A 25,919-nucleotide genomic window follows, 5' to 3' on the forward strand; every position below is an offset into this window, starting at 1 on the left:
CTGCATGACCCGCCTCAGGATTTTTGCGCCATCAGCACGCGCAAGTCCTGCTCGTAGGTGGTCAGGGTTTCAATCGCCTTTGCGCGCTGCGCGGGGGTGGTGCTGTTGTGCAGCTCGGCCACCGTACGGCAGTTGTCCTGCGTCAGCCTAGTGACGTACTCGCGGTAGGCGAGATCGGGCGAATTCAGCGAGCGGTCAAACAGGCTGCGCAAGGCCACGCGCACCCGGTCTGTGGAAACGGGCGAGGCCTGCGGTGCCGTGAGGGCGCGCAGGGTTTGCAGCGTGTCCTGCTGGCGCCGCAAGCGCTCGGCGTAGTTCAAGGCCGGGTTGAACAGCGACTGGTCAATGCGCTGACCCAGCACCGCGATCTGTTTCTCGTCGAGCGTGCCGTAAAGCATTTCGGCCCGGCTGATGGCCTGCTTGAGTCGGGTGGCCCGTTTTTGCGCGGGCGTGCCGTCGATGAATTTTTCGCGGAACTCGGTGTTGCCTTTGGCAAAGCGCCCTTCCATGTGGGTCAGTTGCGCGGGCTGCAGCGTGGGTGCCAGGGCCACCACCGTCGGCTCGACGCGGTCAGACACTGCCATCAGTTTGCGGCGCACGTCGTCGTAAATCGAGCAGGCAGCGGCGGTGCTGAGATCGCCGCGCATTTGCTGCTGGAGCTTTTGCAGCGTCTCCACATAGGCCGGCAATTGTGACTGGCGGTGCCAGGCCTGCAGCTGGCCGAGGTCTGCCTTGACGCGCAGGCTCTGCGTGCTGTCGAAATCGAAATAGCCGTCCATGAACCAGTAGCCGAGTTCTGGCGCCTGGTTGTAGGCGATCTTCGCGGCACTGCAGGCCTGCAGTACAGCGAACAGAGGAACCAGCACCAGCAGGCTGATAATCCGGAAGCAATTGCGACTGGCTGGAGCAAGTCTCCAGCCGGGCATCTTGAAGAACAGCAAAGGAAACGTCATGGCAACCCCGATCGATGTCGTCATCATGGCCGCAGGCAAAGGCACGCGGATGAAAAGCGCGCTGCCCAAAGTGTTGCACCGATTGGGCGGCCGTGCGCTGCTGGGTCATGTGATTGACTGCGCCGCGCGGTTATCGGCCCGCGAGGCAGTGGTGATCACCGGCCACGGCGCGGAGGTGGTTGAAGCCGCCTGCAAAAACATGCAGTCCGGCATGCAGGCCGCCGTGGAATCCACCGGTAAGGCGGCGCTGGCCCTGAAGTTTGCCCGTCAGGAGCCGCAACTGGGCACCGGCCACGCCGTGCAGCAGGCGGTGCCTTTGCTGGCCGATGACGGTGTCACGCTGGTGCTGTCGGGCGATGTGCCTTTGACACAAGCTGATACATTGCAGGCCCTGCTGGACCAGTGCGACGGCCAGCGGCTGGCGCTGCTCACGCTCAGCATGGCCGACCCCACCGGGTACGGCCGCATCGTGCGCGCGGGGCCGGAGGCATCGGCGCAGGTGCGCGCCATCGTCGAGCACAAGGACGCCACACCCGCGCAGCGCGAGATCCGCGAAATCTACAGCGGCATCATGGCTGTGCCCACCGCGCTGCTGCGCCGCTGGCTGGCCCGGCTGGACAACAAGAATGCCCAGAACGAGTACTACCTGACCGACATCGTGAAGTTCGCGGTGGCCGACGGCGTGGCCGTGGTCGCGCACCAGATCACCGACGCAGCGCAGGTCGCCGGCGTCAATAGCCCGGTGCAGCTGGCCGAACTGGAGCGCGTGCACCAGCTGCGCGGCGCCACCGCGCTGATGGAGCAGGGCGTGCGGCTGGCCGACCCGGGGCGGCTCGACGTGCGCGGCCAGCTGACCTGCGGCCGCGATGTGGAAATCGACGTGAACTGCGTCTTTGAGGGCACAGTGAGCCTGGGCGACGGCGTGCGCATAGGCGCCAACTGCGTGATCGCCAACGCCACGATTGCCGCCCACGCCGTGATCCACCCTTTCACGCACATCGATGGCGAAAAGCTCGGCGTGCAGGTCGGTGAGGGCGCGCTCATCGGCCCCTTCGCCCGCCTGCGCCCCGGCGCGCAGCTTGGCGCGGAGGTGCACATCGGCAACTTCGTCGAGGTGAAGAACTCCACGCTGGCCAAAGGTGCCAAAGCCAACCACCTGGCCTATCTGGGCGACGCCACTGTGGGCGAGCGGGTGAACTACGGCGCCGGCAGCATCACCGCCAACTACGACGGCGCCAACAAGCACCGCACCGTGATCGAAGCCGATGTGCACATTGGCAGCAACTGCGTGCTGGTCGCGCCCGTCACCATAGGCGCAGGTGGCACGGTGGGTGGTGGCTCGACCATCACCAAGAGCACGCCGGCCGATTCACTCAGCGTGGCGCGCGGCAAGCAGGTCAGCCTGCCGAACTGGAAGCGGCCTGTGAAGCAACCCAAGGCCTGACAGACCTGACAGGCCAGACCTGTGCCGGCTCAGGCCGAGAGCGGCACCCGCGGCTCAAACTTGGCGCGGTGGGTGCTGAAAAACGCCTTCACATTGCGCACATTCGCATCGCTGGTGAAGAGCCGCTGCGCCAGCACCAGATAGCTCGGCATGTCCGCCACGTGCACCACCAGCACAAAGTCTGGCCCTGGTGACACGCGGTAGCACTGCTGCACGGCGGCGTCCTGAATCACGCGCGCTTCAAACGCTTGCTGGTGGTCGGTGCCTTGCCGGTCCAGCGTGATCTCGACCAGCGCCGTCAGGCCATGGCCGGTAGCGGCGGCCAGCCGGTCGGTGCTGAGCAGGGCCACCACGCGCTCGATCAGCCCCGCGTCGCGCAGCCGCTTGACGCGGCGCAGGCAGGTCGGTGGGGAGATGTGCACCCGCTCGGCCAGTGCCTGGTTGCTGATCGAGGCATCGGTCTGTAGTGCTTCGAGCAGGCGCATATCGGTCGCGTCGATTTCAATTTGTTCCATAAAATCAATATTAATGAAATTAAATGTCAGAAATGTATTCTGGAGAAATTTAATTACAAAAACTGTGCGATATCGAACACATCAAAAATCCACTCGCACGTAGCATTCGCACACAGTTGTTCGACAGTCCCTTTTTCAGGAGTGGTTTATGTGCGGTATCGTCGCCTCGGTTTCTACCCGGAACATCGTTCCCATCCTTGTGCAGGGCCTGCAGCGGCTGGAATACCGGGGCTATGACTCCTGCGGCGTGGCGGTGTATTCCGACGGTCTCAAGCGGGCGCGCAGCACATCGCGCGTGGCCGAATTGCAGGAGCAGGTGACCGAAGACCACCTGAGCGGCGGCACCGGCATCGCCCACACCCGCTGGGCCACCCACGGCGCGCCGGCAGTGCACAACGCCCACCCGCATTTCAGCCACGGCAGTGGTGCTGACAGCGCAGCCCGCCCCGGCAAGGTGGCCCTGGTGCACAACGGCATCATCGAAAACCACGAAGAGCTGCGCGCGGCCCTGCAGGCCAAGGGCTATGTGTTCGACAGCCAGACCGACACCGAAGTCATCGTGCACCTGATGGAAAGCCACTACAACGGCGACCTGTTCGAAGCCCTGAAGACCACTGTGGCCCAGCTCAAGGGTGCGTATGCGATTGCCGCCTTCTGCAAGGACGAGCCGCACCGCGTGGTCGGTGCGCGGGCTGGCTCGCCGCTGATCCTCGGCGTGGGCAAGGGCGATGCCGAGAACTTCCTCGCCAGCGACGCGATGGCGCTGGCCGGCGTGACCGACCAGATCGTCTACCTCGAAGAGGGCGACCTGATCGACATGCAACTGGGCAAGTACTGGGTGATCGACAAGGACCACAAGGCGGTGCAACGCGAAGTCAAAACCGTGCAGGCCCACAGCGGCGCCGCCGAACTGGGCCCGTATCGCCATTACATGCAAAAGGAAATCTTCGAGCAGCCACGCGCCATTGCCGACACGCTGGAAGGCGTGGCCGGCATCGTGCCTGAACTGTTCGGTGACGGCGCGCACCGCGTCTTCCAGGACATCGACTCTGTGCTGATCCTCGCCTGCGGCACCAGCTACTACAGCGGCTGTACTGCCAAGTACTGGCTGGAGTCGATTGCCGGTGTGCCGACGCAGGTCGAAGTGGCCAGCGAATACCGCTACCGCACCTCAGTGCCCAACCCCAGGACACTGGTCGTCACCATCACCCAGAGCGGCGAAACCGCCGACACGTTGGCGGCCCTGCGCCACGCGCAAAGCCTGGGCATGACGCAAACGCTGACCATCTGCAACGTGGCCACCTCTGCCATGGTGCGCGAATGCAAGCTCGCTTACATCACCCGCGCCGGTGTGGAAATCGGCGTGGCATCCACCAAGGCCTTCACCGCCCAGCTGGCGGGCCTGTTCCTGCTGACGCTGGCACTGGCGCAAAGCAAGGGGCGACTCAGCGACGAAGACGAAGCCGCCCACCTCAAGGCCATGCGCCACCTGCCTGCCGCGCTGCAGGCCGTGCTGGCACTGGAGCCGCAGGTCATCAGCTGGGCTGAAGACTTCGCGAAGATGGAGAACGCCCTGTTCCTGGGCCGCGGCCTGCACTACCCGATTGCGATGGAAGGCGCGCTCAAGCTCAAAGAGATCAGCTACATCCACGCCGAGGCTTACCCGGCAGGCGAGCTCAAGCACGGCCCCCTCGCATTGGTGACCAGCGCCATGCCCATCGTCACGGTGGCCCCTAACGACAGCCTGATTGAAAAGCTCAAGAGCAACATGCAGGAAGTGCGTGCCCGTGGTGGTGTGCTCTATGTGCTGGCCGATGCCGACAGCCACATCGACAACAGCGAAGGCGTGCACGTCATCCGCATGCCCGAACACTACGGCGCGCTCAGCCCCATGTTGCACGTGGTGCCGCTGCAGATGCTCGCGTATCACACCGCCTGCGCGCGTGGGACGGATGTTGATAAACCTCGCAATCTTGCAAAGAGCGTGACTGTCGAATGACGGGCAGGCACTTGCATCGCGATGATTGCGAGGAATAAAGTCCGTCGGGTTAAATAAAAGTCCGTCGGATAATTTTCATATTGTGGATGTCGGGTGGGCTGGCCCTTACCTTTTCAAGGGAGAAGTCCTTGGAGTATCTTTGTTGCCTAGGCGAAAACAGTGGTGCACTTTGAGGCAGATCCACCCAAACACGAACGTACAGAGCAAACTCAACCAGCAGGAAGGGTCAGGAGAAGAGCTACTCCATCAGGCCGATTTTCTGCCCAAATTCGCCCATTCATTGCAGACACGTGTAGCCTTGCCGCATAAAGGCCGAGTCCCATGTTCGTGGATTCCATTCTGTCCGTAACACCAAAATCAAAAATACTTTCGAGGTCACCTATTGTCGGACCCTGGTTGAAGATCTCGATCGCTACAGAAGATGGGGCGGTTGACAACCGAATAACTATATCGGTGCCTGCAACTGCATAGCGAGCTGCGTTCTCGACCAACTGATCTATTACGTCCTGCAGGACGATGTCATCAAAGCTGGCACTAACTCCATGCACGGCACCTTCATATCGGATATGCCCCAAAAGTGATTGCACCGCTCGAATGTTCCTAGCGCAGCGATCAATCAACGCTGCTTTTGTGCGGCGAATCGTGTGGATTCCATGGCCCGTTTGATTTAGTAACGACGCTCTGAGGGACGTCGGTTTGCAGCAGAGTCGTCGAGCGGCGGCTTGCAGAACGGAGAGTTACTACTAATTCGCAATTTGGATGGATAGGTCTATCATTTGCAGTCTTCTTATCGCCCAGGCACGTTTCATCTCAGGCAAACATGTCGACAGCCATCAAAATCTTCCAGGGGCGCTTCGGCCGTGTCGCTCTGTTGGACATGGATGCCTCACTAGTGGCTCATGCGCACCACCACTGCCACATTCTGATCAAGGCTGGCGGGGCTGATAGCGCATTTCTGGTGCGCGGTGAACGTCAGCCGCTGACCAACGAAACGGCAGTGCTGGTCAACGCCTGGGAGCCACACGCCTATACGCACGCAGCCCCCCCGGGTGAGCAAACGCTGATCCTAGCCCTGTACATCGAACCGTCGTGGCTTTCAGAAATCCAGCGCTCGCTGACCTTGTCGTCGCATCCCCGTTTCTTCCCGCAGTCCTGCGTACAAATCCGGTCCGAAACGCGGAAGTTCGTCGAGGAATTCGTGCTGGAGTTGTGGTGGGCCGATGAGGTGGCGGCAAGCCGCCTGGAAGACCTGCTGTTCAACCTGGTGACTTCGGTGATCGACAGTTATTCTGGTTGGCGCGACATGGCTGGATTGCTCCGCACCCGCCCACCCTCGGCCATCGATCCGCGCACCCGCAAGGTGATTGCCCATATGCGAGAGAACTTGACGCGGGACTTTGACATGGACGACCTCGCCAGCTTTGCCGGGCTGTCGCGGGCGCATTTTTTCTCTCTGTTTCATCGCGACACCCATGTCACCCCGCTGGTGTATGCCAACGTTCTGCGCTTTGAGGCTGCTGTGGACCGTCTATCGCATTCGAGCGAACTGGTGGGCGATGTCGGCCACAGCCTCGGGTTTTCGGCATCCAGTCATTTCGCACGTTTTTTCCGGCAGCACTTGGGCATCACGCCCACTGACTACCGCCGCGCCGTGAACCTTTACGAGCCGCCAGCCGGTTCAGCACCCGCGTCCGATTTACTTTAGCCGCATCGCGCGGCCCGTTGCTGCGCCGCAGCACGAAAGTAGCTGGACTTTTTGGGCCAGCATCAGACGAATTGGTCCTTCGCTGGACTCCCCTGTTCACGCTGTCCTGTGAGCCTGCCTACGCTAGGCACAGAGACAAACAAGCAGGAGACTTTCAGTGCACAGCCATACGGAGGCAACGCAGTTCATGCGACGGTCCTCCCATTCAGCCCATCTCGGCCAATCGGTACCGCGCGTTGAAGACGACGCGTTACTGAGCGGTCGCGGCCGCTATGGTGACGATGTGGGGGAGCCCTCCGGTACTTTGTATGCGGCGGTGCTACGGTCGCCGCACGCACACGCAGATCTGTTGGGACTGGATGCGTCTGCCGCATTAGCCTTTCCTGGCGTGCATGCAGTACTCACCGGTGAAGATGTGCAGCGCTGGTCGCAACCCTTTGTGGTGGGCGTGAAGCAGTCCATGCAGCATTGGGCACTGGCAGTAGAGCGTGTGCGCTACGTTGGTGAGCCGGTGGCGGTGGTCATAGCTGAAAGCCGCTACCTGGCTGAAGACGCGCTTGACGCCATTCGCGTGAACTACCGCAGTCTGCCGGCCTTGGTCGACATGGAGCGCGCCATTGGCGCCGATGCGCCGGTGCTGCACCCGGCAGTCGGCAGCAATGTGGTGTCAGACCGGAGTTTCGCGTACGGTGACGCCCCCGCTGCGTTTGCGCAGGCGGCCCACCGGGTGTCACTGACCGTCCACTACCCCCGCAACTCCTGCACGCCCATCGAATGCGGTGTCGTGCTGGCAGAGTATCTGCCGGGCGATGAAGGCTACGAAGTCCTGTCGAACTTCATGGGGCCGTTTTCGCTGCATGCGGTGATGGCTCTGGCCTTACAGGTCCCGGGTAACAAGTTGCGCCACCGGATTCCGCGTGATTCAGGGGGCAGCTTTGGCGTCAAGCAGGCGGTGTTTCCTTATGTGGTGCTGATGTGTCTGGCCTCCCGTAAGGCAGGCGCGCCGGTCAAATGGGTGGAAGACCGGCTTGAGCATCTGACGGCTGCAACCTCTGCCACGGCGCGCATGACGACGATTGAAGCGGCCGTGAATGCGGACGGCCGTATCCAGGCGCTGCGCTATGACCAGATGGACGAGGTGGGTGGCTATCTGCGTGCACCCGAACCGGCAACCTTCTATCGCATGCACGGCGCAATGACCGGGGCTTACGACGTGGCTCATCTGCAGGTACGCAACCGGGTGGTGCTGACCAACAAGGTGCCGACCGGTCTGGTACGCGGCTTCGGCGGACCGCAGGTGTACTACGCGCTGGAGCGGCTGATGGACCGTATCGCCAGCGAACTGGGCATCGACCCGTTCGATCTGCGCCGCCGCAACTTTGTTCAGGCCCACCAGTTTCCGTACTACGCCGCTGCGGGGGCAGTGCTGGACTCGGGCGACTACCTGCGGGCACTGGAACTCGCGCAGCAGCACGCCAATATGCCGGCACTCTATGCACGGCGCGACGCGGCACGGGCGGCGGGCAAGCTCTACGGTATTGGCTGTGCGGCAATCGTCGAGCCTTCGGTTTCCAACATGGGCTACATCAGCACGGTGCTCACTGCCGAGCAGCGTGCCAAGGCTGGGCCCAAGAACGGCGCCATCGCCAGTGCCACGGTGGCCATTGACCTGCTGGGCGGTGTCAACGTCACTATCGCCTCTGCACCGGCCGGTCAGGGCCACATGACCGTCTGCGCGCAGGTGGTGGCCGACGTGCTGGGCCTGGAGCCCGGGCAAATTGCTGTGAATGTCGAGTTTGATACTGCCAAGGATGCGTGGTCCGTCGCGGCAGGCAACTACTCAAGCCGCTTCGCCGGTGCTGTGGCGGGCACCGTGCATCTTGCAACCGTCAAAATGCGCAACAAACTCGCGCACATTGCCGCCGCTTCGCTCGGCTGCTCACCCGATCAGGTGCGCTTCGAAGGCGGCAGGGTCTTCAATGCGCTGCAGCCCGAGCGCTCGCAAGCCTTTACCCGGCTGGCTGCCAGCCCGCACTGGGCGCCAGGCCTGCTGCCAGAGGGAATCGAGCCCGGCTTGCGCGAAACCGCATTCTGGACTGCCCCCACGCTGGCAGCGCCCGACGCGCAGGACCGGGTCAACACCTCGGCCGCCTATGGTTTTGTGTTCGACATCTGCGGCCTGGAGGTTGATCCTGAAACGGGCCGTGTGCGGGTGGACCGTTACATCACAGCCCATGATGCGGGTCGCATTTTGCACCCCGGCATGGCCGATGGACAGATTCGCGGTGCATTCGCTCAGGGTCTGGGGGCTGCGCTGCTGGAAGAATTCCGCTATGCCGCAGACGGTGGTTTCCAGTCTGGAACCCTGGCCGATTATCTGATGCCCACAGCCTGCGAGGTGCCTGATCCGCAGATCGTTCACATGGAAACACCCTCGCCGTTCACGCCGCTGGGCGCCAAGGGTCTGGGAGAGGGTAACAACATGAGCACGCCAGTGTGCATTGCCAATGCTTTTGCCGATGCACTCAAGCCGCTTCAGGCCCGGATCGGCGACGTCAGCGATATACGCCTGCCGCTGACACCGTCCAGAGTGCTTGCGTTGATTGATGCGGCCGAGCCTGCACCACCGGCCGCAATGGCCCGAGCGATGGCTGCGCGACCGGTATCGGCAGCGCAAGACGGTCTGTCACTGCATGCCGCCGGGGTGATCGAGATTGCCGCACCGCCTGAAAAAGTGTTTGCCGTGTTGCTGGACCCCGCTGCGTTGGCGCAAGTCATCCCCGGCTGTCATGAACTGGTCTTGACTGGCGAAAACCGCTATCGCGCCGATGTGACAGTGGGTGTCGGTCTGGTGAAAGCACGCTATGCCGCCGAGATCGCCTTGTCGGAAATTGACATGCCACACAGTCTTCGCCTGGCAGGGCAGGGGTCCTCGTCCCTCGGTACCGGGGCCGGCAGCGGCACGGTACGGCTGGAAGCCACAGCCGAAGGCACGCGCCTGCATTACGACTACGCCGCACAGGTGGGGGGCAAGGTCGCTGCGGTAGGCAGCCGGATGCTTGAAGGCGCAGCCCGCATTGTGCTTGCACAGCTGTTTGAATCGCTGGGCCGGCAAGCCACGGGCGCCAAACCATTGACATGGTGGCAGCGCTTACTCAAGCGCCTGAGAGTGGCCACATGAAGCCCGCTGCTTTTGATTACCTGCGTGCCGACCACGCAGATGTGGCTGTTGCAGCTTTGACACAGTACGGCGAAGACGCACGCATCCTCGCCGGCGGACAGTCGCTGATGGCGGTTCTGAACATGCGGCTGGCCCAGCCGTCGCTGCTCGTTGACATCTCGCGCAGTGAGTCGATGGCACAAATCCGCATTGCACAGGGTCAGCTGTGCATCGGTGCCGCCGCCACCCAGGCCAGCGTTGAATGGCGGCAAGGGCTTGCGAACGAGCTGCCGTTGCTGACACTGGCATTCCCCCACATCTCGCATTTCCAGGTACGTAACCGCGGCACGGTGGTCGGCTCCATTGCTCATGCCGATCCATCGGCCGAGTTGCCGCTGTGCCTGCTGGCACTGGAGGGGGAAGTCGTCTTGCGACGTGACCGCAGTCGCCGTGTGGTCAAGGCGGTGGATTTCTTTACCGGCATGCTGCTAACGGCACGACAGCCCGATGAACTGCTGGAAGAAGTTCGCTTCCCCCTTGCCCACAGCGGTACCGGCTACGGATTTGAAGAATTTTCGATGCGCCATGGTGACTTTGCTGTCTGCGCGGTGGCCGTGGTGGCCGATACCAGGCGTCTGCGCATCGCGGTCGGCGGCGTGGCCGATCGTCCCACTGCCCGTGACTTCCCTGTGTTGCAAGGCAGCGCGCTGGACGACGCCCTCAATGAACTGGCCTGGTCGCTGGAAGCCCGTGACGAGCCGCAAGCCAGTGCCCTGTTGCGGCGCCAACTGGTGCGAACGCTGGGACGCCGCGCCGTGTATCAAGCCCTGGCCAACCGCATTCCCGAACGGAGTACCGCATGACCGCTTCCCTTCCTCTTTCGCGCCATGTTCTTCACCCGGTGGAACTCACCCTTAACGGGCGACAGCGCACCGGCCATGTTCAACCACGCATGCTACTGACCGATTTTTTACGTGACGGGTTGGGTGCGACCGGAACGCATGTGGGCTGCGAGCACGGCGTGTGCGGCGCATGCACCGTGCGCATTGACGGCGTGGCTTGCCGCGCCTGTCTGACCCTGGCGGTGCAGGTCGACGGCAGGCAGGTCGATACGGTCGAGGGTCTGGCGCAGGCCGACGGCACTCTGGGCGACCTGCAGCAGGCCTTCAAGCGGCATCACGCACTGCAATGTGGGTTCTGCACCGCCGGCATCCTGATGTCCTGTGCTGACTGGCTTGAGCGCCTGTGCGCACCTGGTTCCGAGGCTCGCGAGCCCGGCGAGGCAGAGGTGCGCGAGATGTTGTCAGGCCATATCTGCCGCTGTACCGGCTACACCCCTATCGTTGCCGCGGTGCTGGAAGTGGCCCGCGTGCGGCTTACCGCCCGAAAGGTCTCCCATGCTTGATCTCGGCCGAACTTTTCTGCAAAGTGTGGAGCGCAGCCCGCACGCCGTGGCACTGGTCGACCGCGAACTGCGGCTGAGTTATGCGCAATGGGCGCTGCGGGTAGGCGCTGTGCAGTGCGCCCTGACCGGGCTGGGGCTGAAGCGCGGCGACCACCTGCTGGCGGTACTGCAAAACCGCTGGGAAATGGCGACGCTGCACTGGGCCTGCCAGTTCGCCGGGATTGTCATTACCCCGCTAAATTGGCGTGCGAAGGCCGACGAAATCGACTACTGCCTTGGCGATTCGGGTGCGCGTGTCCTGGTGTTCGAACCGGTGGCGCATGAGGCTGTTGACGGCTCTGCCGAAGCGCGGCGCGTCCAACGCATTGGCGTGGGTGCGGTTCAGGACGCCACCGCGCACTTTGACGACTGGCTGACTGCGCCGTCGGAGCCTGTGCCTCAGGCCAGTGCCGAAGACCTGTCACTGATGCTCTACACCTCGGGTACGACCGGCAAGCCCAAAGGTGTGCCACGTCGCCAGCGCGCCGAGCGCATCGCGGCGCTGGCCCATGTGGCGCAGAACCGCTATGCGCAGGGTGAGCGCACGCTGGGCGTGATGCCGCTGTACCACACGATGGGGGTGCGCTCGCTGCTGGCACTGGCCCTTCTGGACGGACGTTTTGTTTGCATGCCGAAGTTCGATGCAGGGCGTGCACTCCTTGCTATTCAGGGTGAGCAGTTGACGCACCTTTACCTGGTGCCGACGCTTTACCACGAGCTGCTCTCGCATCCGGAATTCTCACGTACCGACATCTCCAGGGTGCGCAAGCTCGGCTTCGCAGGCGCACCCATGCACGACGCCTTGCTGTTGCGGCTCACCGAGGCATTCCAGCCCGAGCTGTTCGTCAACCACTACGGCAGCTCCGAGATATATACCTTTGCGGTCAACCAGAACGCAGTCGCCAAGCCCGGGTCGGCGGGACGCGCCGGCATCAATGCCCGACTGCGCGTGGTGAAGCTAGACAGCACCAATCCTGAGGCCCTCGCAGCGCAAGGTGAAGAGGGGCAGATTCTGGCGGAGCTCGCCGGAGACGAGGCATTTGAGAGTTATCACAACCGGCCCGACGCCAACGCGAAGAGTCTGCGCGAAGGCTGGTACTTCACGGGCGACACCGGCTACTTTGATGTCGATGGCGACTTGTATGTCACCGGCCGTGTCGACGACATGATTATCAGCGGTGGTGAAAACATCTCGCCAGTCGATATCGAATCCGTGCTGTCGCTGCACCCAGCTGTCGATGAAGTAGCCGTCGCAGGTCTGCGGGACGAGCGATGGGGTCAGCGAGTGGTGGCCTTCGTGAAAACCCGGGAGCCAGTCGCAGCAGACGCGCTGGATGCCCACTGCCGCCTTTCAGATCTCGTTAATTTCAAGCGGCCGCGCGAATACGTCTTCGTGCAGGAAATTCCCAAATCTCCAGTAGGTAAAGTCCTGCGCCGCAAGTTGGTCGCCGGCGAGTTCGAGACCGCCCGGGCGGTACCCCCCACACCCGAATCCCCATCCAAACAGGAGAGTACCCATGAGACTTGATGAACTTGGCCATCCCGCGACCACCTTGCCGGTCGAATTTGATGGCTTTACGCTGCACATTGATCCCCAGCGCGAGCGTGCCGATATCGTACTGTCGCGTCCGCCGTTCAATGTCATCAGCATGGGGCAGCGGGACCAGCTCCGCATTGCTTTCGAGGCGCTGGATTCCGATGACCGGGTGCGCGTCATTGTGCTGCGATCCGAAGGGGAGCATTTCTCCAGCGGAGGAGATATTCGAGGCTTCCTCGAGGCATCGCCCGAGCATGTGTCAAAGCTCGCCTGGAACATCGCGGCGCCCGCCCGCTGCGGCAAGCCGGTGATCGCTGCCGCACGAGGCTACTGCTTCGGCGTGGGTTTCGAAGTCTCTCTGGCTTGTGATTTCCGTCTTGTGACGCCAACGACGCTCTATGCACTGCCCGAACAGAAGCTGGGCCAGATCCCGGGTTCAGGTGGTTCAGCCCGATTGCAGAAGATGGTGGGCATCACACGGACCAAGGACATTGTGATGCGCTCGCGCCGCATCACTGGCCCACAGGCGGCCGACTGGGGCGTAGCGACCGAATGCGTTCCTGACAGCGAGCTCGAGGCCGCTACCGACGCGCTGGTTGATGAGCTGCGCTCATTTTCGCCGCTCGCCCAGCGCACCGCCAAGAAGCTGCTCAACGACACCGAAGACTCGCCGCTGTCGATTGCCATCGAGCTGGAAGGCCATTGCTACTCGCGCCTGCGCAGCTCGGAAGATTTTCGTGAAGGTGTTGAGGCGTTTCATGCCAAGCGACGTCCGAACTTCACGGGAAAGTGACCAAGAGTAGACCGTACGTTTTTTTAACCACAACTGGAGACAGAGATGAAGACTTTCATTCGCACCGTCATCGCTGCAGCATCGGCAGCCCCCTTGCTCGCCATTGCGCAGGTCGGTCCCATCAAGATCGGCGTGGTGACACCACTGTCCGGTACCTATGCCGGTATTGGCCAGCAGGTGAAATGGGGCCTCGACCTTGCAGCTGCGCAGATCAACGCTGCCGGCGGTATCGCAGGGCGCAAGCTGGAGCTGTTGTATGAGGACGAAGAAGCCAACCCGGCCGTAGCCACCCAGAAGGCCGAGAAGCTGTTCCAGGTCAACAAGGTTGACTTCCTGACCGGGACAGTGAACTCAGGTTCGACGCTCGCAGTCGGCCAGGTCGCCGAGCGCAACGGAAAACTGATCGCCACCACGGTGTCTTTTTCCGACGCCATCACCGCTGAGAAATGCTCGCCGAACGTATTCCGGGTGAATGCACGGGCTGGCATGCAGTCGGCTGCGCTGGCCGAGTGGATGTCCAAGGAAAAGCCGCAAGCCAGTGTGTTTTATCTCGGCCCGGACTACGAGATGGGCCGTAGCACCGTGGCCGCATTCAAGTCGGCGGCCGAAGCCAAAGGGTCCAAGACGGTGGGGGAGGTCTACGCGCCCCTGGATAACAAGGATTACTCCCCGTTCTTCGGCCAGATACGTTCAGCCAGACCTGTCGTGATCTATACCTCTGTGGCTGGCAATGACACCGTGCGGCTTTTCAATCAGATGGCTGAGTTCGGCATGGCTCGTAACGTGCAGGTGGTGGGTGCCTCGGGTACGGTGACCTCTCAGAACCTCGCAGCCATCGGCAAGGCGGCCGACGGCTTTGTCACCGGTGTGGGCTATTCGCCCAATATTGACGGCCCGGAGAACAAGAAGTTTGTCGCTGAATTCATGGCTGCAAACAAGGCTATGCCTGACCTGTATGGTGCAGACTCCTACGGCGTGCTGTTCTTCTACAAAGCAGCTGTCGAGAAGGCCAAGAGCACTGAGACCGACAAGGTTCGCGACGCCATGCGAGGCCTGCAATGGAACACACCACAGGGCGTGAAGACGCTGCGCGCGGGCGACCACCAGGCCATGCAGGACATGTACGCGGTACGTGTCAAGGGCGGCGAGTTCGAGATCGTCGGCAAAGTGGCAGCAGCCCAGGCCATCGGTCCTGACACCTGCACCAAGTTCTAAATGTTGATGCGACCCGGTCCAGGTGTGACTTGGGCAAGGTCGCCATTCAGGAGGCAACGATGGCTGAAATGATGGAGTGGCTGCAGTTTGTGCTGGCGCCGCAGGTGATTAATGGGGCGTCGATCGGCGTGGCAGTGGTGTTGATGGCACTGGGCCTGACCATCATATTCGGCCTTCTCGATGTGATCAACATGGCGCATGGCGAGTTCTATGCCGTTGGCGCCTATGCGGCAGTGGCTCTGCTGGGAGTAGGTATGCCCTTCTGGTGGGCGCTGGCCCTGACGCCGTTGTTGATGGCCGTGGTGGGCTATGCCACAGAACGCACACTGATTCAGCGCGTCTTTCATTCCAAGGAACGACACACGCTGACACTGCTGCTGACCTTTGGTTTGGCGATCATCATGGAAGATGCGCTGAAGATCGTGTTCGGTGCCAACCCCCTTCGTCTTGAACCACCAATCACCGGGGCGAGCGAGGTATCTGGCCTGTTCTTCCCGAACTACCGCCTGTTCGTCATGGTGCTGGGCAGCGTGGTGATTGGTACGGTCTGGCTCGTGGTGTTTCGCACGCGCCTGGGTGCAATGGTGCGGGCTGCTGCCTATGACCGTCATATGGCTGCATCGTTGGGCGTACCGGTGTCCGTGGTTTATGCAGGAACGTTTGCCTTTGGTGTGGCACTCGCCGGCCTGGCGGGTGTACTGCTGGCACCGATCTATTCTGTTTTTCCGACCATGGGGCGCGACTTCGTACTGATTGCGTTTTCGGTGGTCATCATCGGTGGAATGGGGTCGATCAAGGGTGCAGTCATTGCCGGCCTGGTGCTGACCCAGATCCAGTCGATATCCAGTCTTTATATTTCCCCGGTCTGGAGCGACCCCTTGCTGTTCGGGATCATGGTGTTGGTGCTGATGTGGCGTCCACAGGGCTTGTTCGGGAGGTTGGGTCATGCATGACATGATTGCTGAGTCGCCTGTGGCTTCTCCCCCGCTGGCCCATCGGCTGTTGCGGCACCCGATCCGTTTGCTGGCATGGCTGTTCTTTGGCCTTGCGCTGTCGTTCGCAGTTGTGGCCGGAATCAAAGGCGATGTGTTTTTCTTCCGACTGGCCACGGAAGCACTGATCTTCGGCGGGCTTGCGCTTTCGGTCGATCTACTGCTCGGGCGTACCGGCCTGCTGCCGTTGGGGCAGGCTCTGTTCTTCGGGTTTGGTGCCTATGTCTCAGCTTTGGTGCTGAAACAGGGACTGCCTTCGTTCTGGCTGGCGATGGCTGTGGTATTGGTGACAACAACACTGGTAGGGCTGGTGGCCGGGGTGATTGCGATTCGTGCCAAGGGTGTTTACTTCGCGTTGATCAGCTTCGGACTGGCGCAGGTCGTCTCCAAGGTGGTTTTCAACACCCGCGAGCTGGGCGCATCGGATGGCATCATCGGCGTGCCGGTTCCCCAGATTTCATTCGGCTTTTTCAGCGTTGATGCAGCCAGTCCGGCCGGCTTCTTCCTGCTTGTGCTGGTATTCACGGCCGCTCTGTATGGCCTGCTCGCCTACCTGATGAAAACGCCTTTCGGGCACCAGCTTGCGGCGATCCGTGCCAATGAAAACCGCGTGCCGTTCCTGGGGGTCGACCCCTGGCGCTACAAGCTTGCCGCATTTGTACTGGCAGCCAATGTGGCAGGGCTCTCGGGTGCGCTGTACCCCATGCTGCGCGGCTTTGTCTCTCCCGAGCTGATGTTCTTTCAGGTGTCGGGAAACGCGATCATCAATGTCATTGTCGGCGGTACGGGGACGCTGATCGGTGCGCTTTATGGCTCGGCGATCCTCACGCTTCTCAAGTCGGTGATCGGAACATTCACAGCCCATCACCAGATCGTGATTGGTGTCATCTTCATGATCTCCGTGATCTTCTTCCCGAGGGGGCTGATCGGCTATGTGGTCGCAGCCCTGGAGCGAAGAAATTCGCGCACGGAGGCTTCGTCATGAGTGAGTTTATGGAAGCTGCGGCCTCTGCCCGCGTGGATGCCATTCTCTCGGTGAGTGATCTCACAGTGCGTTTTGGTTCGCTGGTGGCCGTCAATGGAGTGAGTTTTGATGCGCGACGCGGTCAGATCACCTCCGTGATCGGGCCGAACGGTGCAGGCAAAAGTACGGTGTTCAACCTGATCAGCGGCGCCATCCGGCCCAGCGCCGGTCGCGTGGTGTTCGACGGACAGGACCTGACTGGTGCGTCACCCAACCATATGCTGGCTGCTGGGCTCGCACGCTCGTTTCAGATCACCAACCTGTTCTTCGAGTTGTCGGTGCGCGAGAACCTGCGCCTGGCGGCGCAATTCCTTGAGCAAGGCCGTGGCTTGCTGAGGCCTATCAGTTCTGGCCGGGTAGCGCTGCAGCGGGTGGACGAGCTGGTCGAACGCTTTCGGCTGGAGCACAAGCTTGACGAGTTGGCCGGCTTTCTGTCGCACGGGGAGCAACGCCGGCTTGAGATTGCCGTAGCCCTCGCCGCGCGTCCTCGCATGCTGCTGTTGGACGAACCCACGCAGGGCATGAGCCATGCTGATACGCAGGAGACCGGCGCCATGATTCGCAGTTTGGCCAGCGAGTCGTTGAGTATTCTGCTGGTCGAGCACGATGTGGATCTGGTGATGAGCCTGTCGGACCATGTGGTCGTGATGCATCAGGGCCAGAAGCTGGCCGAGGGCTCCCCTCAGCAGGTGCGCAGTAACCCGGCTGTGCAATCGGCCTACTTTGGAGATGCTGGCCATGCTTGAACTCACGAATGTGCATACCCACTACGGCCTGAGCCATGTGCTTCAGGGCGTTTCAATCCGCGTGGACGCAGGCGAGGTCGTCGGCCTGTTCGGTCGCAACGGCGTAGGCAAGACGACGGTGATGAAGACCATCGCTGGATGGCTGACGCCGACGCAAGGACGAATCGTCTTCGATGGTGAGGATATCTGCGGAGTTACATCGGATCAGATTTGTCGCAGGGGTATCGGCTTTGTTCCCGAAGATCGGCGCATCTTCCCCGGTCTCACGGTGGAGGAAAACCTGGTTCTGGGCTTCATGCAGTGCCCGCGCCGTTCCGGCGCCGAATCGAAACGTCGGCTGGAAGAGATTTACCAACAATTTCCTCGCCTCGGCGAACGCCGCGGGCAGATGGGCACGACCCTGTCAGGCGGGGAGCAGCAGATGCTGGCAATGGCGCGCGTACTGGTGGGAGCGCCGAAGTTGCTACTGATTGATGAGCCCACAGAAGGACTGGCGCCCAAGATTGTCGACGAGATATTCCGCATCATGGAGGGTTTGCGCCACGACGGTATCCCTATCGTTCTGGTGGAGCAGAACGTGCGCCGCGCCATTGACCTGTCGACGCGTTTCTATGCCCTGGAGCGTGGTCAAGTCCTGCTGGAAGGAGACGCTACCAATGCCGCGCATCGCCAAGCGCTGTTTGAGCGTATTGCGGTCTAGAAGCGAGTCGATTGATTCTGGACGTTGCGTGCGCTCAGCTTCAGCCCCACTGAAAAGACTGAGTTCCACAACCAGATCGCTGGATTATTCAGCTGACTGACAAGTTGACCGACGGCTCTCGCTTCTAGGTACGCCGAAGGCAATGAATTCCAGCCAGCGTGGGCGTATGACCGTTTACCGGCGGAGGGTTCAATACATTGGAGTTTTCCGGTTTGTCTCGAAAGCAGACCGTCATCATCAGGTTCTGAGGTATTGAATCGCGGCCAGCCAGTAGCATGAGGTTACAGGGCGTATCTGTGCAATACCCATGTACTTTTCTGCCTCATGTGTGAGGATGCTGAAGCTGTCAGGCTATTCGTAGAGCTTTAAACTGTCTCGTTATCAATCCTCGACGGACTTTACGGTACGGTTGTGACGGAGCAAAAAACCTGTCTGTTCTCGACGGACTTTAGGCACGAAAAAATGGTCCGAAATGTACCTGAAAAGTATTCATTGCGATGAATTCCCTCGACGGACTTTATTCCTCGCAATCAGCGAAGTCTTTGAGTACTGAAGATATGGATGTTCATGGCCAGTGAACTCCGGGTCGATCCTGCCTCCTCGCTCCACTTCGTGATCAACGCTGCCGCAGGCAGCAGCGAGGCGAATACGAGGCGCGAGGTCATCGAGACCGTGTTGCAGGCCGAGGGGCGGCGCGGTGAATTGCACTTTTGCTCCCCTGGTGAACTGGAGCGCGTCGCGCGAGAGTTGGCACAACAGGCCTTGTTGACCCGCACGGCCGTGATTGCCGTCGGCGGCGACGGTACGCTTAACACCGTAGCGCAGGCCGCACACGCCACAGGCTGTGCCATGGGTGTGGTGCCACAGGGCACGTTCAACTACTTTGCCCGCACGCACGGCATCCCTGCAGACCCTGCCGATGCGGTCCGTCTGCTGCTGCATTCGGTGCCGACGCCGGTTCAGGTGGCCGGCATCAACGAACACGTGTTCCTCGTCAATGCCAGCGTCGGTCTCTATCCCGACCTGCTGGAAGACCGGGAAGCCTACAAGGCTCGCTTCGGTCGCAGCCGGTGGGTGGCGTTTGTGGCAGCCGGTGCGACCTTGCTGCGTGCGCAGCGCCGTTTGCGATTGCGTATCGAGGTGGGTGGCAAGGTGCGCGACATGCGGACTTTGACGCTCTTCGTGGGTAACAACCGCCTGCAGTTGCAACAGCTCGGAGCCGAGCCCAACGACACCATGGCCGGCACGCCCGGTGACGGCAGCATGGCCGCGTTGGTGCTGCGGCCGATTGGAACGCTGTCGATGATCGGGCTGATGCTGCAGGGGGCCATGGGCATGCTGGGTGATGCCGCAGGCGTAGAGAGTTTTGAGTTCGAGCACCTGGTGGTGCGACCCACACTGCCGCAGGGCCGCAACGGAATGAAGGTGGCCTTCGATGGCGAAGTGACGATGATGCGTGCGCCACTTGAGATCCGGGTGCTTGCCAAACCGCTGTACCTGCTGAGGGCACCGCGCAACACTGCCGCCGTGGACGCCCCGCCCCTGGCTGAAGGGGCAAGCTCATGAGCATACTACTGCAGATTTCCGACACGCACTTCGGTACTGAGCAAGTGATGGTTACAGAAGCCTTGGTCACGCTGGCGCACCAGCAGCGTCCTGATCTGGTTGTGCTTTCAGGCGACATCACGCAGCGTGCCCGCCCGGCCCAGTTCCGGGCGGCGCGCGCGTTCGTGGATCGCCTCGGTGCGCCCGTGCTGGCCGTTCCAGGCAACCACGACATTCCGCTGCTGGATCTTTGGACGCGCCTGCGCAGCCCTTATGAGCGGTACAGCGCCGCCTTCGGCAAGGATCTTGAGCCCGTGCACTGCTCGCACGACCTTCTGGTGGCGGGCGTTAACACGACGCGGCCCATGCGGCACAAGGACGGTGAGATTTCTGCGCTGCAGGTTGATCGCGTGGCCCGACTCTTTGAGCGTTCGGAGCCTGCGCAGCTGCGTGTTGTGGTGGTGCACCAGCCCGTGGCGGTCGCGCGTGCCGAAGACGTGACCAACCGGTTGTACGGGCACGAGGCGGCGTTGCAATCCTGGGCTGAAGCCGGCGTCGACCTCGTCATGGGCGGACACATCCACCTTCCCTACGTCATCCCGCTGCAAGGTCTGGCGCGTCCGATATGGGCTGTGCAGGCAGGCACGGCCATCTCGTCGCGCGTGCGTGAAGGCGTGCCCAACTCGGTCAACCTGCTCCGCTGGGGCGCAGATGCGGCGCCGGGAGCCTGCCAAATCGAGCAGTGGGACTACATGGCCGAGAACCGAATCTTCTTGCTGGCCAAGGTCAGCGATATCCGGCTGGCCAGGACTTGATGCATCTTCCGGGCCAGCAGCAGAAGTTCACGCACGACGGGTACCAGGTCGTCTGCGAGGATCGTGACGCGGGCTACCACCGCGTCGGCGAACTGTTGCATCGCTTGAAGCCGGCAGGCTGATCTGCTCGCGTGTAGCGTCAGCAGAGCGCCACTTACACCGCTGTGCGTGATCCTCACCGGTACCACTCGCCGGCACCACTCAGTGAGACAAGCCCAGCAGTTGCGCCAGGCTTCGCTCCGGCGCATCGCGCTGCAGTGAGATGTGGTGTTCGAGCGAACAAAGGTGCTCCTCCATGAGCGCCATCGCGCCGGCTGCGTCACCGTGTTCGATGCAGTCGACGATGCGGCCGTGTTCATCGTGCTCGCAGGCTGCATTGCCGGGGGGTTCATGCAGCGCCACGATCAACGAGCAGCGGGAGATGGTCTCCACCAGATAGCGCTCGAGGATCGGGTTGCGGCACAGTGCGGCCAGGCGCACGTGGAAGCCGCTGGCCAGGCGTGCCCAGTCCGGTTGCCCGAAGCGGTGCATGGCCTGGTGCTCTTGCGCCAGCTGCTGCCTCAATGCCTTCAGGTCTGCGGCGGTGGCGTGCTGCGCAACGAGTTGAACGATGGCGGCTTCGAGCGCCCGCCGTGCCTCGAAGATCTGCCGGGTTTCCTCTGGCGTCGGTACCGCGACGATGGCGCCGCGGTTTGGTCGCAACTGCACGATGTGGTCATGGGCCAGCCGTTGCAGCACCTTTCGCACCACCGAACGGCTCACACCGAACAGGCTGCACAGCGACGCTTCGGTCAGCTTGGTGCCGGGGGTCAGGCGTTGGCTCATGACGCTGTCGAACACCGCCCGGTAGATGCGTGTCTCCACATCGTCGCTGTCATCCACCTGGGTCAACGCGCCGCTGGGCCGCATGGACGGATCCTCACTGCTTGAATGGCGACGTTGAGGTGCCGGCGTTGACATCGAGCTGCTCAAAGGCAACCGGCGTGCAGCCGCACAGCCAGGCGTATCAACGCCAAATCGCTGCCGACCGGACCGAGAAGCGAGACGCCCAGGGGTTCGCTGTCTGCCGACGTGAGCGGAAGGCTCACCTGCGGCAGTCCGGCCAGACCAGCAATGCAGGTGATCGCCATGGTGCGCAGACGCACGGCATCCACCGCCCCTGGGTCAGCGTCGCGCCGCGGCGCCAGGCTGGCCGCCGAGGGCAGCACCGCCACGCCGTCATCGCCCAACAGCTCGCGAATACGCCGGCGTGCGGAAGCCATCACCTCGCGGGCTGCTGCGGCCGCGTCGTCACTGACCTCCGACGCTGCCTTCCAACGCGCCTGGATGGCCGGGCTGAATGTGGGTTGGTGGCGTTTGATCCATTCGCCGTGCACTTGCCAGCCTTCATGCGCACCGACGGTGACATAGGTCTTCCGTAAGGTCTCCAGCGCCACATCAGGGCTGGCGTGCAGACGCTGCGGACTCACCGCCAGCTCTTTGGCCAGCGCATCGAGGACGCGCTGCAACGGCCTCTCGAACACCGGGTCGGCCATCGCCCAGGCGTCGCCCAGCTGCAGCAGCCGGCGCGGTGTGTATGTCGTGACCGGCGGCAGCAGTTGCTCGCCCACCCGTTCGAACGTCGATCCTTCGTGGGCCAGCCATGTTGGGGTGTCGAAGCTCGGATGCAGTGGCACTAGCCCCTCGGCGGATAACAGGCCATGGCTGGTGCGCAGCCCCCACAGGCCGCAGTAGCTGGCGGGCACACGGGTGGAGCCGCCGGTGTCAGTGCCAAGTGCAAAGTCCACCAGACCGGCCGCGACTGCAGCGGCCGATCCGCTGGACGATCCGCCGGTCACGCATTGTGGTGCGCGCCGGTTGATCGGCGTTCCGTAGTGAAGGTTGTCGCCATGCAGGCTGTAGGCCAGTTCGTCAGTCAGTGTCTTGCCCATCAGGCGCGCACCAGCCGCCAGCAGCTGATCGACCAGCGGGCTGCTGCGGTCGGGCAGCGCGTGCGTGGCAAGCCAGGTGGGATTGCCGGCACCGGTGGCATGCGCTGCCACGTCGAAGACATCCTTGACCGCAAAGGTCAACGGCGTCAGTGGCCCGGCCGATGATGGCTCGATGACGAAGCGGCCGTGCGGCACCCAGGCGCCCACGGTATCGTCAATCGGAAAGCCCGCGCTCATTGGGTAACCGCCGCCCTGCGGGCTGCGGTGCGACGAGCCTTCGGAGCAGCCGGGCGGCTCATGCGAAGTCCTCCGGATGGTGCTGACGCAATTCCTCGACGTGGCTGCAGATGGCCCCTGGCGTGGTGAACCACACGCTGCCCCGGTCACGCTCGGCTGCAATGTGCTGCAGCGCGCGGCGCAGATGGCGCAAGCGGTACGGCTGGCCCACCAGGTAAGGGTGCAACGCGATGCCCATCACCAGCGGTTGGCTGCGTGATTGCTCGAGCATTTCGTCGAACTGGTCGATGATCATCTGCGCAAAGTCTTTTGCATCGAGCTGGCGTGCCACGATCATCGGAATGTCGTTGAGCTCCTGCGGATACGGGACTGACCATAGCGTTTGCCCGCTGCTGGTGCGCATGCACCCGGGCTGGTCGTCATGGCACCAATTGAGGGTGTAGCGGTAGCCGGTGTCGGCCAACAGGTCGGGCGTCTGCAGGCTTTCCGAGATCCACGGTGACAGCCAGCCTTGCGCCTGTTGCCCGCTCTCTTTGAGTATGCGCTGGCGGCAGCTGGCCAGCAGTTCGCGTTCTTCGGCCGCGGGCATGCTGCCTTGCCGCTCGGCATTGGTGTGGCCATGGCCGATCAGCTCGTCGCCGCGCGCCACCATGGCCGCCACCAATTCCGGACAGTGATCGTAGAGCGCAGTATTAATCAGTGCGCCGCAGGGCATGCCCAGCTGGTCGAAGAGCTCCAGGCAGCGCCACGCGCCAACCCGGTTGCCGTATTCGCGCCAGCTGTAATTCAGCACGTCGGGTTGCGGCGATGCCGGGCCGATGCCCGCGCCCATGCCTTCGCCGAATGCGAAGTGTTCGACGTTGAAGCCCAGATAGACGGCCAGACGCGCGCCGCCAGGCCATTGATAGGGAAGTCGGCGAGTGATGGGGCGATAGCCGAACCGCCCGTGCGATGGCAACTCTCCCAGGTATCGGTGTGGGGCATTGGTCATCGCGCGACCTCGTGGTCTGCGCAGCGCAGGCCGCAGCGGTCGATCGACGATTCGGCGCGGTCGTTCCATACGTCCATCTGCGATTCATCGACGTTCCTCGCAGCGGCATTGGGGTGAGCTTCAGGGGGCATGGTGTCTTCCAGTCTTCTAGTCTTCCAGCTAGCAGCACAACAGCGGCTGCCGCAAGCCTGGATGCAAGACACGTGCCGACTTGTGTGCAATTCACGTGGTGCAGTGTGAACAAGAAATGTCGTGCTTTGTGGACATTGGCACGACGCTTGCATAACCGGTTGCATGGCTGCAAGCAGCCGACTCACGCAATCAACCGCACATGCATCGGAGAACGCCCATGACTCGACCAGGATCTCGCGCCAGCGAAGCAAGCTGCAATAAGGCCTGCTATGTGGGTTCCCACAAGGGTTGCATTCCTCGTGTCTGACACCCGCCTACCCTTCACAGATGTCGCCATGGGGCATGCCGCGCTCGCAAGCGGCGGCAGCCCGGTGATGGTCTCCCGCGCCATCGCCGGGGGTCTGGAGCAAGCTGAGTCTGCAGATACGCCGGTGTCTCCGGTGCCCGCGCTGGCAATTGAGCTCTCGGAAGCCGCAGTGACCTTTGGCAGAGGTGACAAGGCGGTGCCTGCCTTGTCACCGACTTCAATACGCATCGACGATGGTGACTTTGTCGCCCTGGTGGGCCCCTCCGGCTGCGGCAAATCGACCATCCTCAAGCTTGTTGGCGGGCTAGTCGCTCCGACGTCCGGCCTCGTGGTGGTCGGCGGGCGCGAGGTCGCGGCCAAGGCACTGCGGATTGGCATGGCGTTCCAGAACCCGACCATGCTGCCCTGGATGACGATCGAGAAGAACATCATGCTTCCGCTCAAGATCGTCGAGCCCTTCCGGTCACAGTACCGCGCGAAACAAAAAACGGAGTTCCGCGACAGGGCGCATGCCCTGCTGGAACAGGTGGGCCTGCGCGGTTTTGCCAACCATTTCCCCTGGCAGCTGTCAGGCGGCATGCTCCAGCGTGCCAATCTCTGCCGTGCACTGATTCACGAGCCGCGCTTGCTGCTGCTCGACGAGCCTTTCGGTGCCCTCGACCAGTTCACGCGCGAGGAGCTCTGGGGCGTGCTGCAGGACCTGTGGTTGGCCCGCAAGCCGACGGTGCTGCTGGTCACACATGACCTGAAGGAAGCCGGCTTCCTCGCCAGTCGTATCTGCGTGATGAGCGCGCGGCCGGGCCGCATCCTGGCCGACAGTCCGGTCGAATTTGCCCGCCCGCGCACCATCGCCATGACCTTTGAACCGGAGTTCGTCACGCTCAACCAGGAGCTGCGCGATCTGATCGTGGCCGCGCGTGCACCTTCCACCACCGAGAGTGCCACCCAATGACCAGCGAAACATGGCGCCGCCGCGGCTCATCAGTCGCCCTCATCGTCCTCTTCTTTGCGGCATGGGAGATTTTTTGCCTCGCCTCGGGTATGTCGGATTTGGTACTGCCGCGCCCAAGCCAGATCTTCCAGACACTGTGGGTCCGCATGCCGGTCTTGTGGCCGCACGTCGTCCAGACCATCTCCACCACCATGGTCGGCTTCGCACTGGGCGTGATGCTTGGTGTGCTGCTCGGCGCGCTGATCGGCTCCTCGCGCATTGCCTATGACACGGCCTATCCGCTGCTGATCGGCTTTTCGTCGATCCCCAAGGTCGCCGTTGTGCCGATCTTCGTTTTGTGGTTCGGCTCGGGCACGGTGCCGGCGGTGTTGACATCTCTGGCGATCTGCTTCTTCCCGATTGTGGTGAATATCGCCACCGGCCTGGCCACGACCGAGCCGGAGCTGGAGGATGTGTTGAAGGCGCTGGGAGCGAAGAAGCTTGACATCCTCTGGAACGTCGGGCTGCCGCGCACCATGCCGTTTTTCTTCGCGTCGCTGAAGGTGTCGGTGACCTACGCTTTCGTCGGCACGGTGCTGGCTGAGACCGTGGCCTCCAACCGCGGCATCGGCAACGTGATGATGTCCGCCTCTTCCAACTTCAACACCCCGCTGGTCTTCGCAGGCCTGTTCATTCTTGCGGGGCTTGGCGTTGCGCTTTATGCGATTTTTTCTCTGGTCGAGATGCGTGTCACTGGCTGGGCCAACCGCAAGAACGACCTGATCGCCGCCTGATTCCCACAG

The 25,919-nt window shown here is 62.2% G+C and carries 24 protein-coding genes; 17 read left to right on the plus strand and 7 right to left on the minus strand.

Going from position 1 to position 25,919, the window contains the following annotated elements:
* Positions 1-14: 14 nt before the first annotated feature.
* A complete protein-coding gene (locus AAG793_RS15190) occupies positions 15-953 on the minus strand; it encodes a DUF6279 family lipoprotein (RefSeq protein WP_341909675.1) in 939 nt (312 codons plus the stop codon).
* Here AAG793_RS15190 and glmU point away from each other — a divergent pair.
* On the plus strand, positions 952-2,397 hold the full coding sequence (gene glmU, locus AAG793_RS15195; protein WP_341909677.1) for a bifunctional UDP-N-acetylglucosamine diphosphorylase/glucosamine-1-phosphate N-acetyltransferase GlmU: 1,446 nt from the start codon (positions 952-954) through the stop codon (positions 2,395-2,397). The two genes, AAG793_RS15190 and glmU, sit on opposite strands and share 2 nt — an antisense overlap.
* 29 nt (positions 2,398-2,426) lie before the next feature.
* Here the strand turns inward: glmU and AAG793_RS15200 are convergent, their stop codons facing one another.
* A complete protein-coding gene (locus tag AAG793_RS15200; protein WP_341909679.1) occupies positions 2,427-2,912 on the minus strand; it encodes an Lrp/AsnC family transcriptional regulator in 486 nt (161 codons plus the stop codon).
* A 148-nt stretch (positions 2,913-3,060) separates the two neighbouring features.
* Between AAG793_RS15200 and glmS the strand changes: the two genes are divergently transcribed.
* Positions 3,061-4,911: a glutamine--fructose-6-phosphate transaminase (isomerizing) gene (glmS, locus tag AAG793_RS15205; protein ID WP_341909681.1), complete on the plus strand. Its 1,851-nt coding sequence runs from the start codon at positions 3,061-3,063 to the stop codon at positions 4,909-4,911.
* 209 nt (positions 4,912-5,120) lie between these two features.
* On the opposite strand, the gene AAG793_RS15210 is transcribed toward glmS, so the two are convergent.
* Positions 5,121-5,498 carry an ATP-binding protein gene (locus tag AAG793_RS15210; RefSeq protein ID WP_341909683.1) on the minus strand — a complete coding sequence of 126 codons (378 nt, stop codon included), beginning with the start codon at positions 5,496-5,498 and terminating at the stop codon, positions 5,121-5,123.
* A 233-nt stretch (positions 5,499-5,731) separates the two neighbouring features.
* Here AAG793_RS15210 and AAG793_RS15215 point away from each other — a divergent pair, with 233 nt between their 5' ends.
* The 13 genes from AAG793_RS15215 (at position 5,732) to AAG793_RS15275 (ending at position 20,587) form a co-directional block, all read left to right on the plus strand.
* On the plus strand, positions 5,732-6,616 hold the full coding sequence (locus AAG793_RS15215) for an AraC family transcriptional regulator (protein ID WP_341909685.1): 885 nt from the start codon (positions 5,732-5,734) through the stop codon (positions 6,614-6,616).
* Between the two features lie 187 nt (positions 6,617-6,803).
* Positions 6,804-9,797 (plus strand): molybdopterin cofactor-binding domain-containing protein, encoded by a 2,994-nt coding sequence (locus AAG793_RS15220; protein WP_341909687.1) that lies wholly within the window; start codon positions 6,804-6,806, stop codon positions 9,795-9,797.
* Positions 9,794-10,639 (plus strand): FAD binding domain-containing protein, encoded by an 846-nt coding sequence (locus AAG793_RS15225; protein WP_341909689.1) that lies wholly within the window; start codon positions 9,794-9,796, stop codon positions 10,637-10,639. Before AAG793_RS15220 ends, AAG793_RS15225 begins: the two co-directional genes overlap by 4 nt.
* Complete coding sequence (locus tag AAG793_RS15230; RefSeq protein WP_341909691.1) at positions 10,636-11,181, plus strand: (2Fe-2S)-binding protein; 546 nt, start codon at positions 10,636-10,638, stop codon at positions 11,179-11,181. Before AAG793_RS15225 ends, AAG793_RS15230 begins: the two co-directional genes overlap by 4 nt.
* On the plus strand, positions 11,174-12,748 hold the full coding sequence (locus AAG793_RS15235) for an AMP-binding protein (RefSeq protein WP_341909693.1): 1,575 nt from the start codon (positions 11,174-11,176) through the stop codon (positions 12,746-12,748). The genes AAG793_RS15230 and AAG793_RS15235 overlap by 8 nt, the downstream gene beginning before the upstream one ends.
* Positions 12,738-13,550, plus strand: a complete 813-nt coding sequence (locus tag AAG793_RS15240; protein ID WP_341909695.1) for an enoyl-CoA hydratase/isomerase family protein — start codon at positions 12,738-12,740, stop codon at positions 13,548-13,550. Before AAG793_RS15235 ends, AAG793_RS15240 begins: the two co-directional genes overlap by 11 nt.
* A gap of 45 nt (positions 13,551-13,595) precedes the next feature.
* Complete coding sequence (locus AAG793_RS15245) at positions 13,596-14,765, plus strand: ABC transporter substrate-binding protein (protein WP_341909697.1); 1,170 nt, start codon at positions 13,596-13,598, stop codon at positions 14,763-14,765.
* 59 nt (positions 14,766-14,824) lie between these two features.
* Complete coding sequence (locus AAG793_RS15250; protein WP_341909699.1) at positions 14,825-15,718, plus strand: branched-chain amino acid ABC transporter permease; 894 nt, start codon at positions 14,825-14,827, stop codon at positions 15,716-15,718.
* Positions 15,711-16,742: a branched-chain amino acid ABC transporter permease gene (locus tag AAG793_RS15255; protein WP_341909701.1), complete on the plus strand. Its 1,032-nt coding sequence runs from the start codon at positions 15,711-15,713 to the stop codon at positions 16,740-16,742. The genes AAG793_RS15250 and AAG793_RS15255 overlap by 8 nt, the downstream gene beginning before the upstream one ends.
* The gene (locus tag AAG793_RS15260; protein WP_341909703.1) at positions 16,739-17,527 is read left to right on the plus strand and encodes an ABC transporter ATP-binding protein; all 789 of its coding nucleotides are present in this window, start codon (positions 16,739-16,741) and stop codon (positions 17,525-17,527) included. The genes AAG793_RS15255 and AAG793_RS15260 overlap by 4 nt, the downstream gene beginning before the upstream one ends.
* Positions 17,520-18,227, plus strand: a complete 708-nt coding sequence (locus AAG793_RS15265; RefSeq protein ID WP_341909705.1) for an ABC transporter ATP-binding protein — start codon at positions 17,520-17,522, stop codon at positions 18,225-18,227. Before AAG793_RS15260 ends, AAG793_RS15265 begins: the two co-directional genes overlap by 8 nt.
* Positions 18,228-18,794: 567 nt before the next feature.
* Entirely contained in the window at positions 18,795-19,793 is a 999-nt protein-coding gene (locus AAG793_RS15270; protein WP_341909706.1) for a diacylglycerol kinase family protein, read from the plus strand.
* A complete protein-coding gene (locus tag AAG793_RS15275; protein ID WP_341909708.1) occupies positions 19,790-20,587 on the plus strand; it encodes a metallophosphoesterase family protein in 798 nt (265 codons plus the stop codon). The genes AAG793_RS15270 and AAG793_RS15275 overlap by 4 nt, the downstream gene beginning before the upstream one ends.
* A gap of 201 nt (positions 20,588-20,788) precedes the next feature.
* Here the strand turns inward: AAG793_RS15275 and AAG793_RS15280 are convergent, their stop codons facing one another.
* From AAG793_RS15280 to AAG793_RS15295, 4 genes are read right to left on the minus strand one after another with little or no spacing between them, the layout of a single operon-like run.
* Positions 20,789-21,496 (minus strand): GntR family transcriptional regulator, encoded by a 708-nt coding sequence (locus tag AAG793_RS15280; protein ID WP_341909712.1) that lies wholly within the window; start codon positions 21,494-21,496, stop codon positions 20,789-20,791.
* A 59-nt stretch (positions 21,497-21,555) separates the two neighbouring features.
* Positions 21,556-22,755, minus strand: a complete 1,200-nt coding sequence (locus AAG793_RS15285) for an amidase (protein WP_341909714.1) — start codon at positions 22,753-22,755, stop codon at positions 21,556-21,558.
* A 58-nt stretch (positions 22,756-22,813) separates the two neighbouring features.
* A complete protein-coding gene (locus AAG793_RS15290; protein ID WP_341909716.1) occupies positions 22,814-23,746 on the minus strand; it encodes a polysaccharide deacetylase family protein in 933 nt (310 codons plus the stop codon).
* Positions 23,743-23,877, minus strand: a complete 135-nt coding sequence (locus tag AAG793_RS15295) for a hypothetical protein (protein WP_341909718.1) — start codon at positions 23,875-23,877, stop codon at positions 23,743-23,745. The genes AAG793_RS15290 and AAG793_RS15295 overlap by 4 nt, the downstream gene beginning before the upstream one ends.
* 300 nt (positions 23,878-24,177) lie before the next feature.
* Here AAG793_RS15295 and AAG793_RS15300 point away from each other — a divergent pair, with 300 nt between their 5' ends.
* Entirely contained in the window at positions 24,178-25,137 is a 960-nt protein-coding gene (locus AAG793_RS15300; RefSeq protein WP_341909721.1) for an ABC transporter ATP-binding protein, read from the plus strand.
* The gene (locus tag AAG793_RS15305; RefSeq protein ID WP_341909722.1) at positions 25,134-25,910 is read left to right on the plus strand and encodes an ABC transporter permease; all 777 of its coding nucleotides are present in this window, start codon (positions 25,134-25,136) and stop codon (positions 25,908-25,910) included. Before AAG793_RS15300 ends, AAG793_RS15305 begins: the two co-directional genes overlap by 4 nt.
* Positions 25,911-25,919 lie beyond the last annotated feature (9 nt).

The organism is Polaromonas sp. YR568, from assembly GCF_943372955.1.
GTDB lineage: Bacteria > Pseudomonadota > Gammaproteobacteria > Burkholderiales > Burkholderiaceae_C > Polaromonas.

What these genes read in the sequence shown, in the direction of transcription:
- AAG793_RS15290 (WP_341909716.1), bottom strand. Translation starts at nt 23,746, where the DNA reads ATGACCAATGCCCCACACCGATACCTGGGAGAGTTGCCATCGCACGGG.
- glmU (WP_341909677.1), top strand. Translation starts at nt 952, where the DNA reads ATGGCAACCCCGATCGATGTCGTCATCATGGCCGCAGGCAAAGGCACG.
- AAG793_RS15270 (WP_341909706.1), top strand. Translation starts at nt 18,795, where the DNA reads ATGGCCAGTGAACTCCGGGTCGATCCTGCCTCCTCGCTCCACTTCGTG.
- AAG793_RS15220 (WP_341909687.1), top strand. Translation starts at nt 6,804, where the DNA reads ATGCGACGGTCCTCCCATTCAGCCCATCTCGGCCAATCGGTACCGCGC.
- AAG793_RS15255 (WP_341909701.1), top strand. Translation starts at nt 15,711, where the DNA reads ATGCATGACATGATTGCTGAGTCGCCTGTGGCTTCTCCCCCGCTGGCC.
- AAG793_RS15265 (WP_341909705.1), top strand. Translation starts at nt 17,520, where the DNA reads ATGCTTGAACTCACGAATGTGCATACCCACTACGGCCTGAGCCATGTG.
- AAG793_RS15250 (WP_341909699.1), top strand. Translation starts at nt 14,825, where the DNA reads ATGGCTGAAATGATGGAGTGGCTGCAGTTTGTGCTGGCGCCGCAGGTG.
- AAG793_RS15215 (WP_341909685.1), top strand. Translation starts at nt 5,732, where the DNA reads ATGTCGACAGCCATCAAAATCTTCCAGGGGCGCTTCGGCCGTGTCGCT.
- AAG793_RS15240 (WP_341909695.1), top strand. Translation starts at nt 12,738, where the DNA reads ATGAGACTTGATGAACTTGGCCATCCCGCGACCACCTTGCCGGTCGAA.
- AAG793_RS15280 (WP_341909712.1), bottom strand. Translation starts at nt 21,496, where the DNA reads ATGCGGCCCAGCGGCGCGTTGACCCAGGTGGATGACAGCGACGATGTG.
- AAG793_RS15200 (WP_341909679.1), bottom strand. Translation starts at nt 2,912, where the DNA reads ATGGAACAAATTGAAATCGACGCGACCGATATGCGCCTGCTCGAAGCA.
- AAG793_RS15295 (WP_341909718.1), bottom strand. Translation starts at nt 23,877, where the DNA reads ATGCCCCCTGAAGCTCACCCCAATGCCGCTGCGAGGAACGTCGATGAA.
- AAG793_RS15285 (WP_341909714.1), bottom strand. Translation starts at nt 22,755, where the DNA reads ATGAGCGCGGGCTTTCCGATTGACGATACCGTGGGCGCCTGGGTGCCG.
- AAG793_RS15305 (WP_341909722.1), top strand. Translation starts at nt 25,134, where the DNA reads ATGACCAGCGAAACATGGCGCCGCCGCGGCTCATCAGTCGCCCTCATC.
- AAG793_RS15235 (WP_341909693.1), top strand. Translation starts at nt 11,174, where the DNA reads ATGCTTGATCTCGGCCGAACTTTTCTGCAAAGTGTGGAGCGCAGCCCG.
- AAG793_RS15230 (WP_341909691.1), top strand. Translation starts at nt 10,636, where the DNA reads ATGACCGCTTCCCTTCCTCTTTCGCGCCATGTTCTTCACCCGGTGGAA.
- AAG793_RS15260 (WP_341909703.1), top strand. Translation starts at nt 16,739, where the DNA reads ATGAGTGAGTTTATGGAAGCTGCGGCCTCTGCCCGCGTGGATGCCATT.
- AAG793_RS15275 (WP_341909708.1), top strand. Translation starts at nt 19,790, where the DNA reads ATGAGCATACTACTGCAGATTTCCGACACGCACTTCGGTACTGAGCAA.
- AAG793_RS15190 (WP_341909675.1), bottom strand. Translation starts at nt 953, where the DNA reads ATGACGTTTCCTTTGCTGTTCTTCAAGATGCCCGGCTGGAGACTTGCT.
- glmS (WP_341909681.1), top strand. Translation starts at nt 3,061, where the DNA reads ATGTGCGGTATCGTCGCCTCGGTTTCTACCCGGAACATCGTTCCCATC.
- AAG793_RS15225 (WP_341909689.1), top strand. Translation starts at nt 9,794, where the DNA reads ATGAAGCCCGCTGCTTTTGATTACCTGCGTGCCGACCACGCAGATGTG.
- AAG793_RS15245 (WP_341909697.1), top strand. Translation starts at nt 13,596, where the DNA reads ATGAAGACTTTCATTCGCACCGTCATCGCTGCAGCATCGGCAGCCCCC.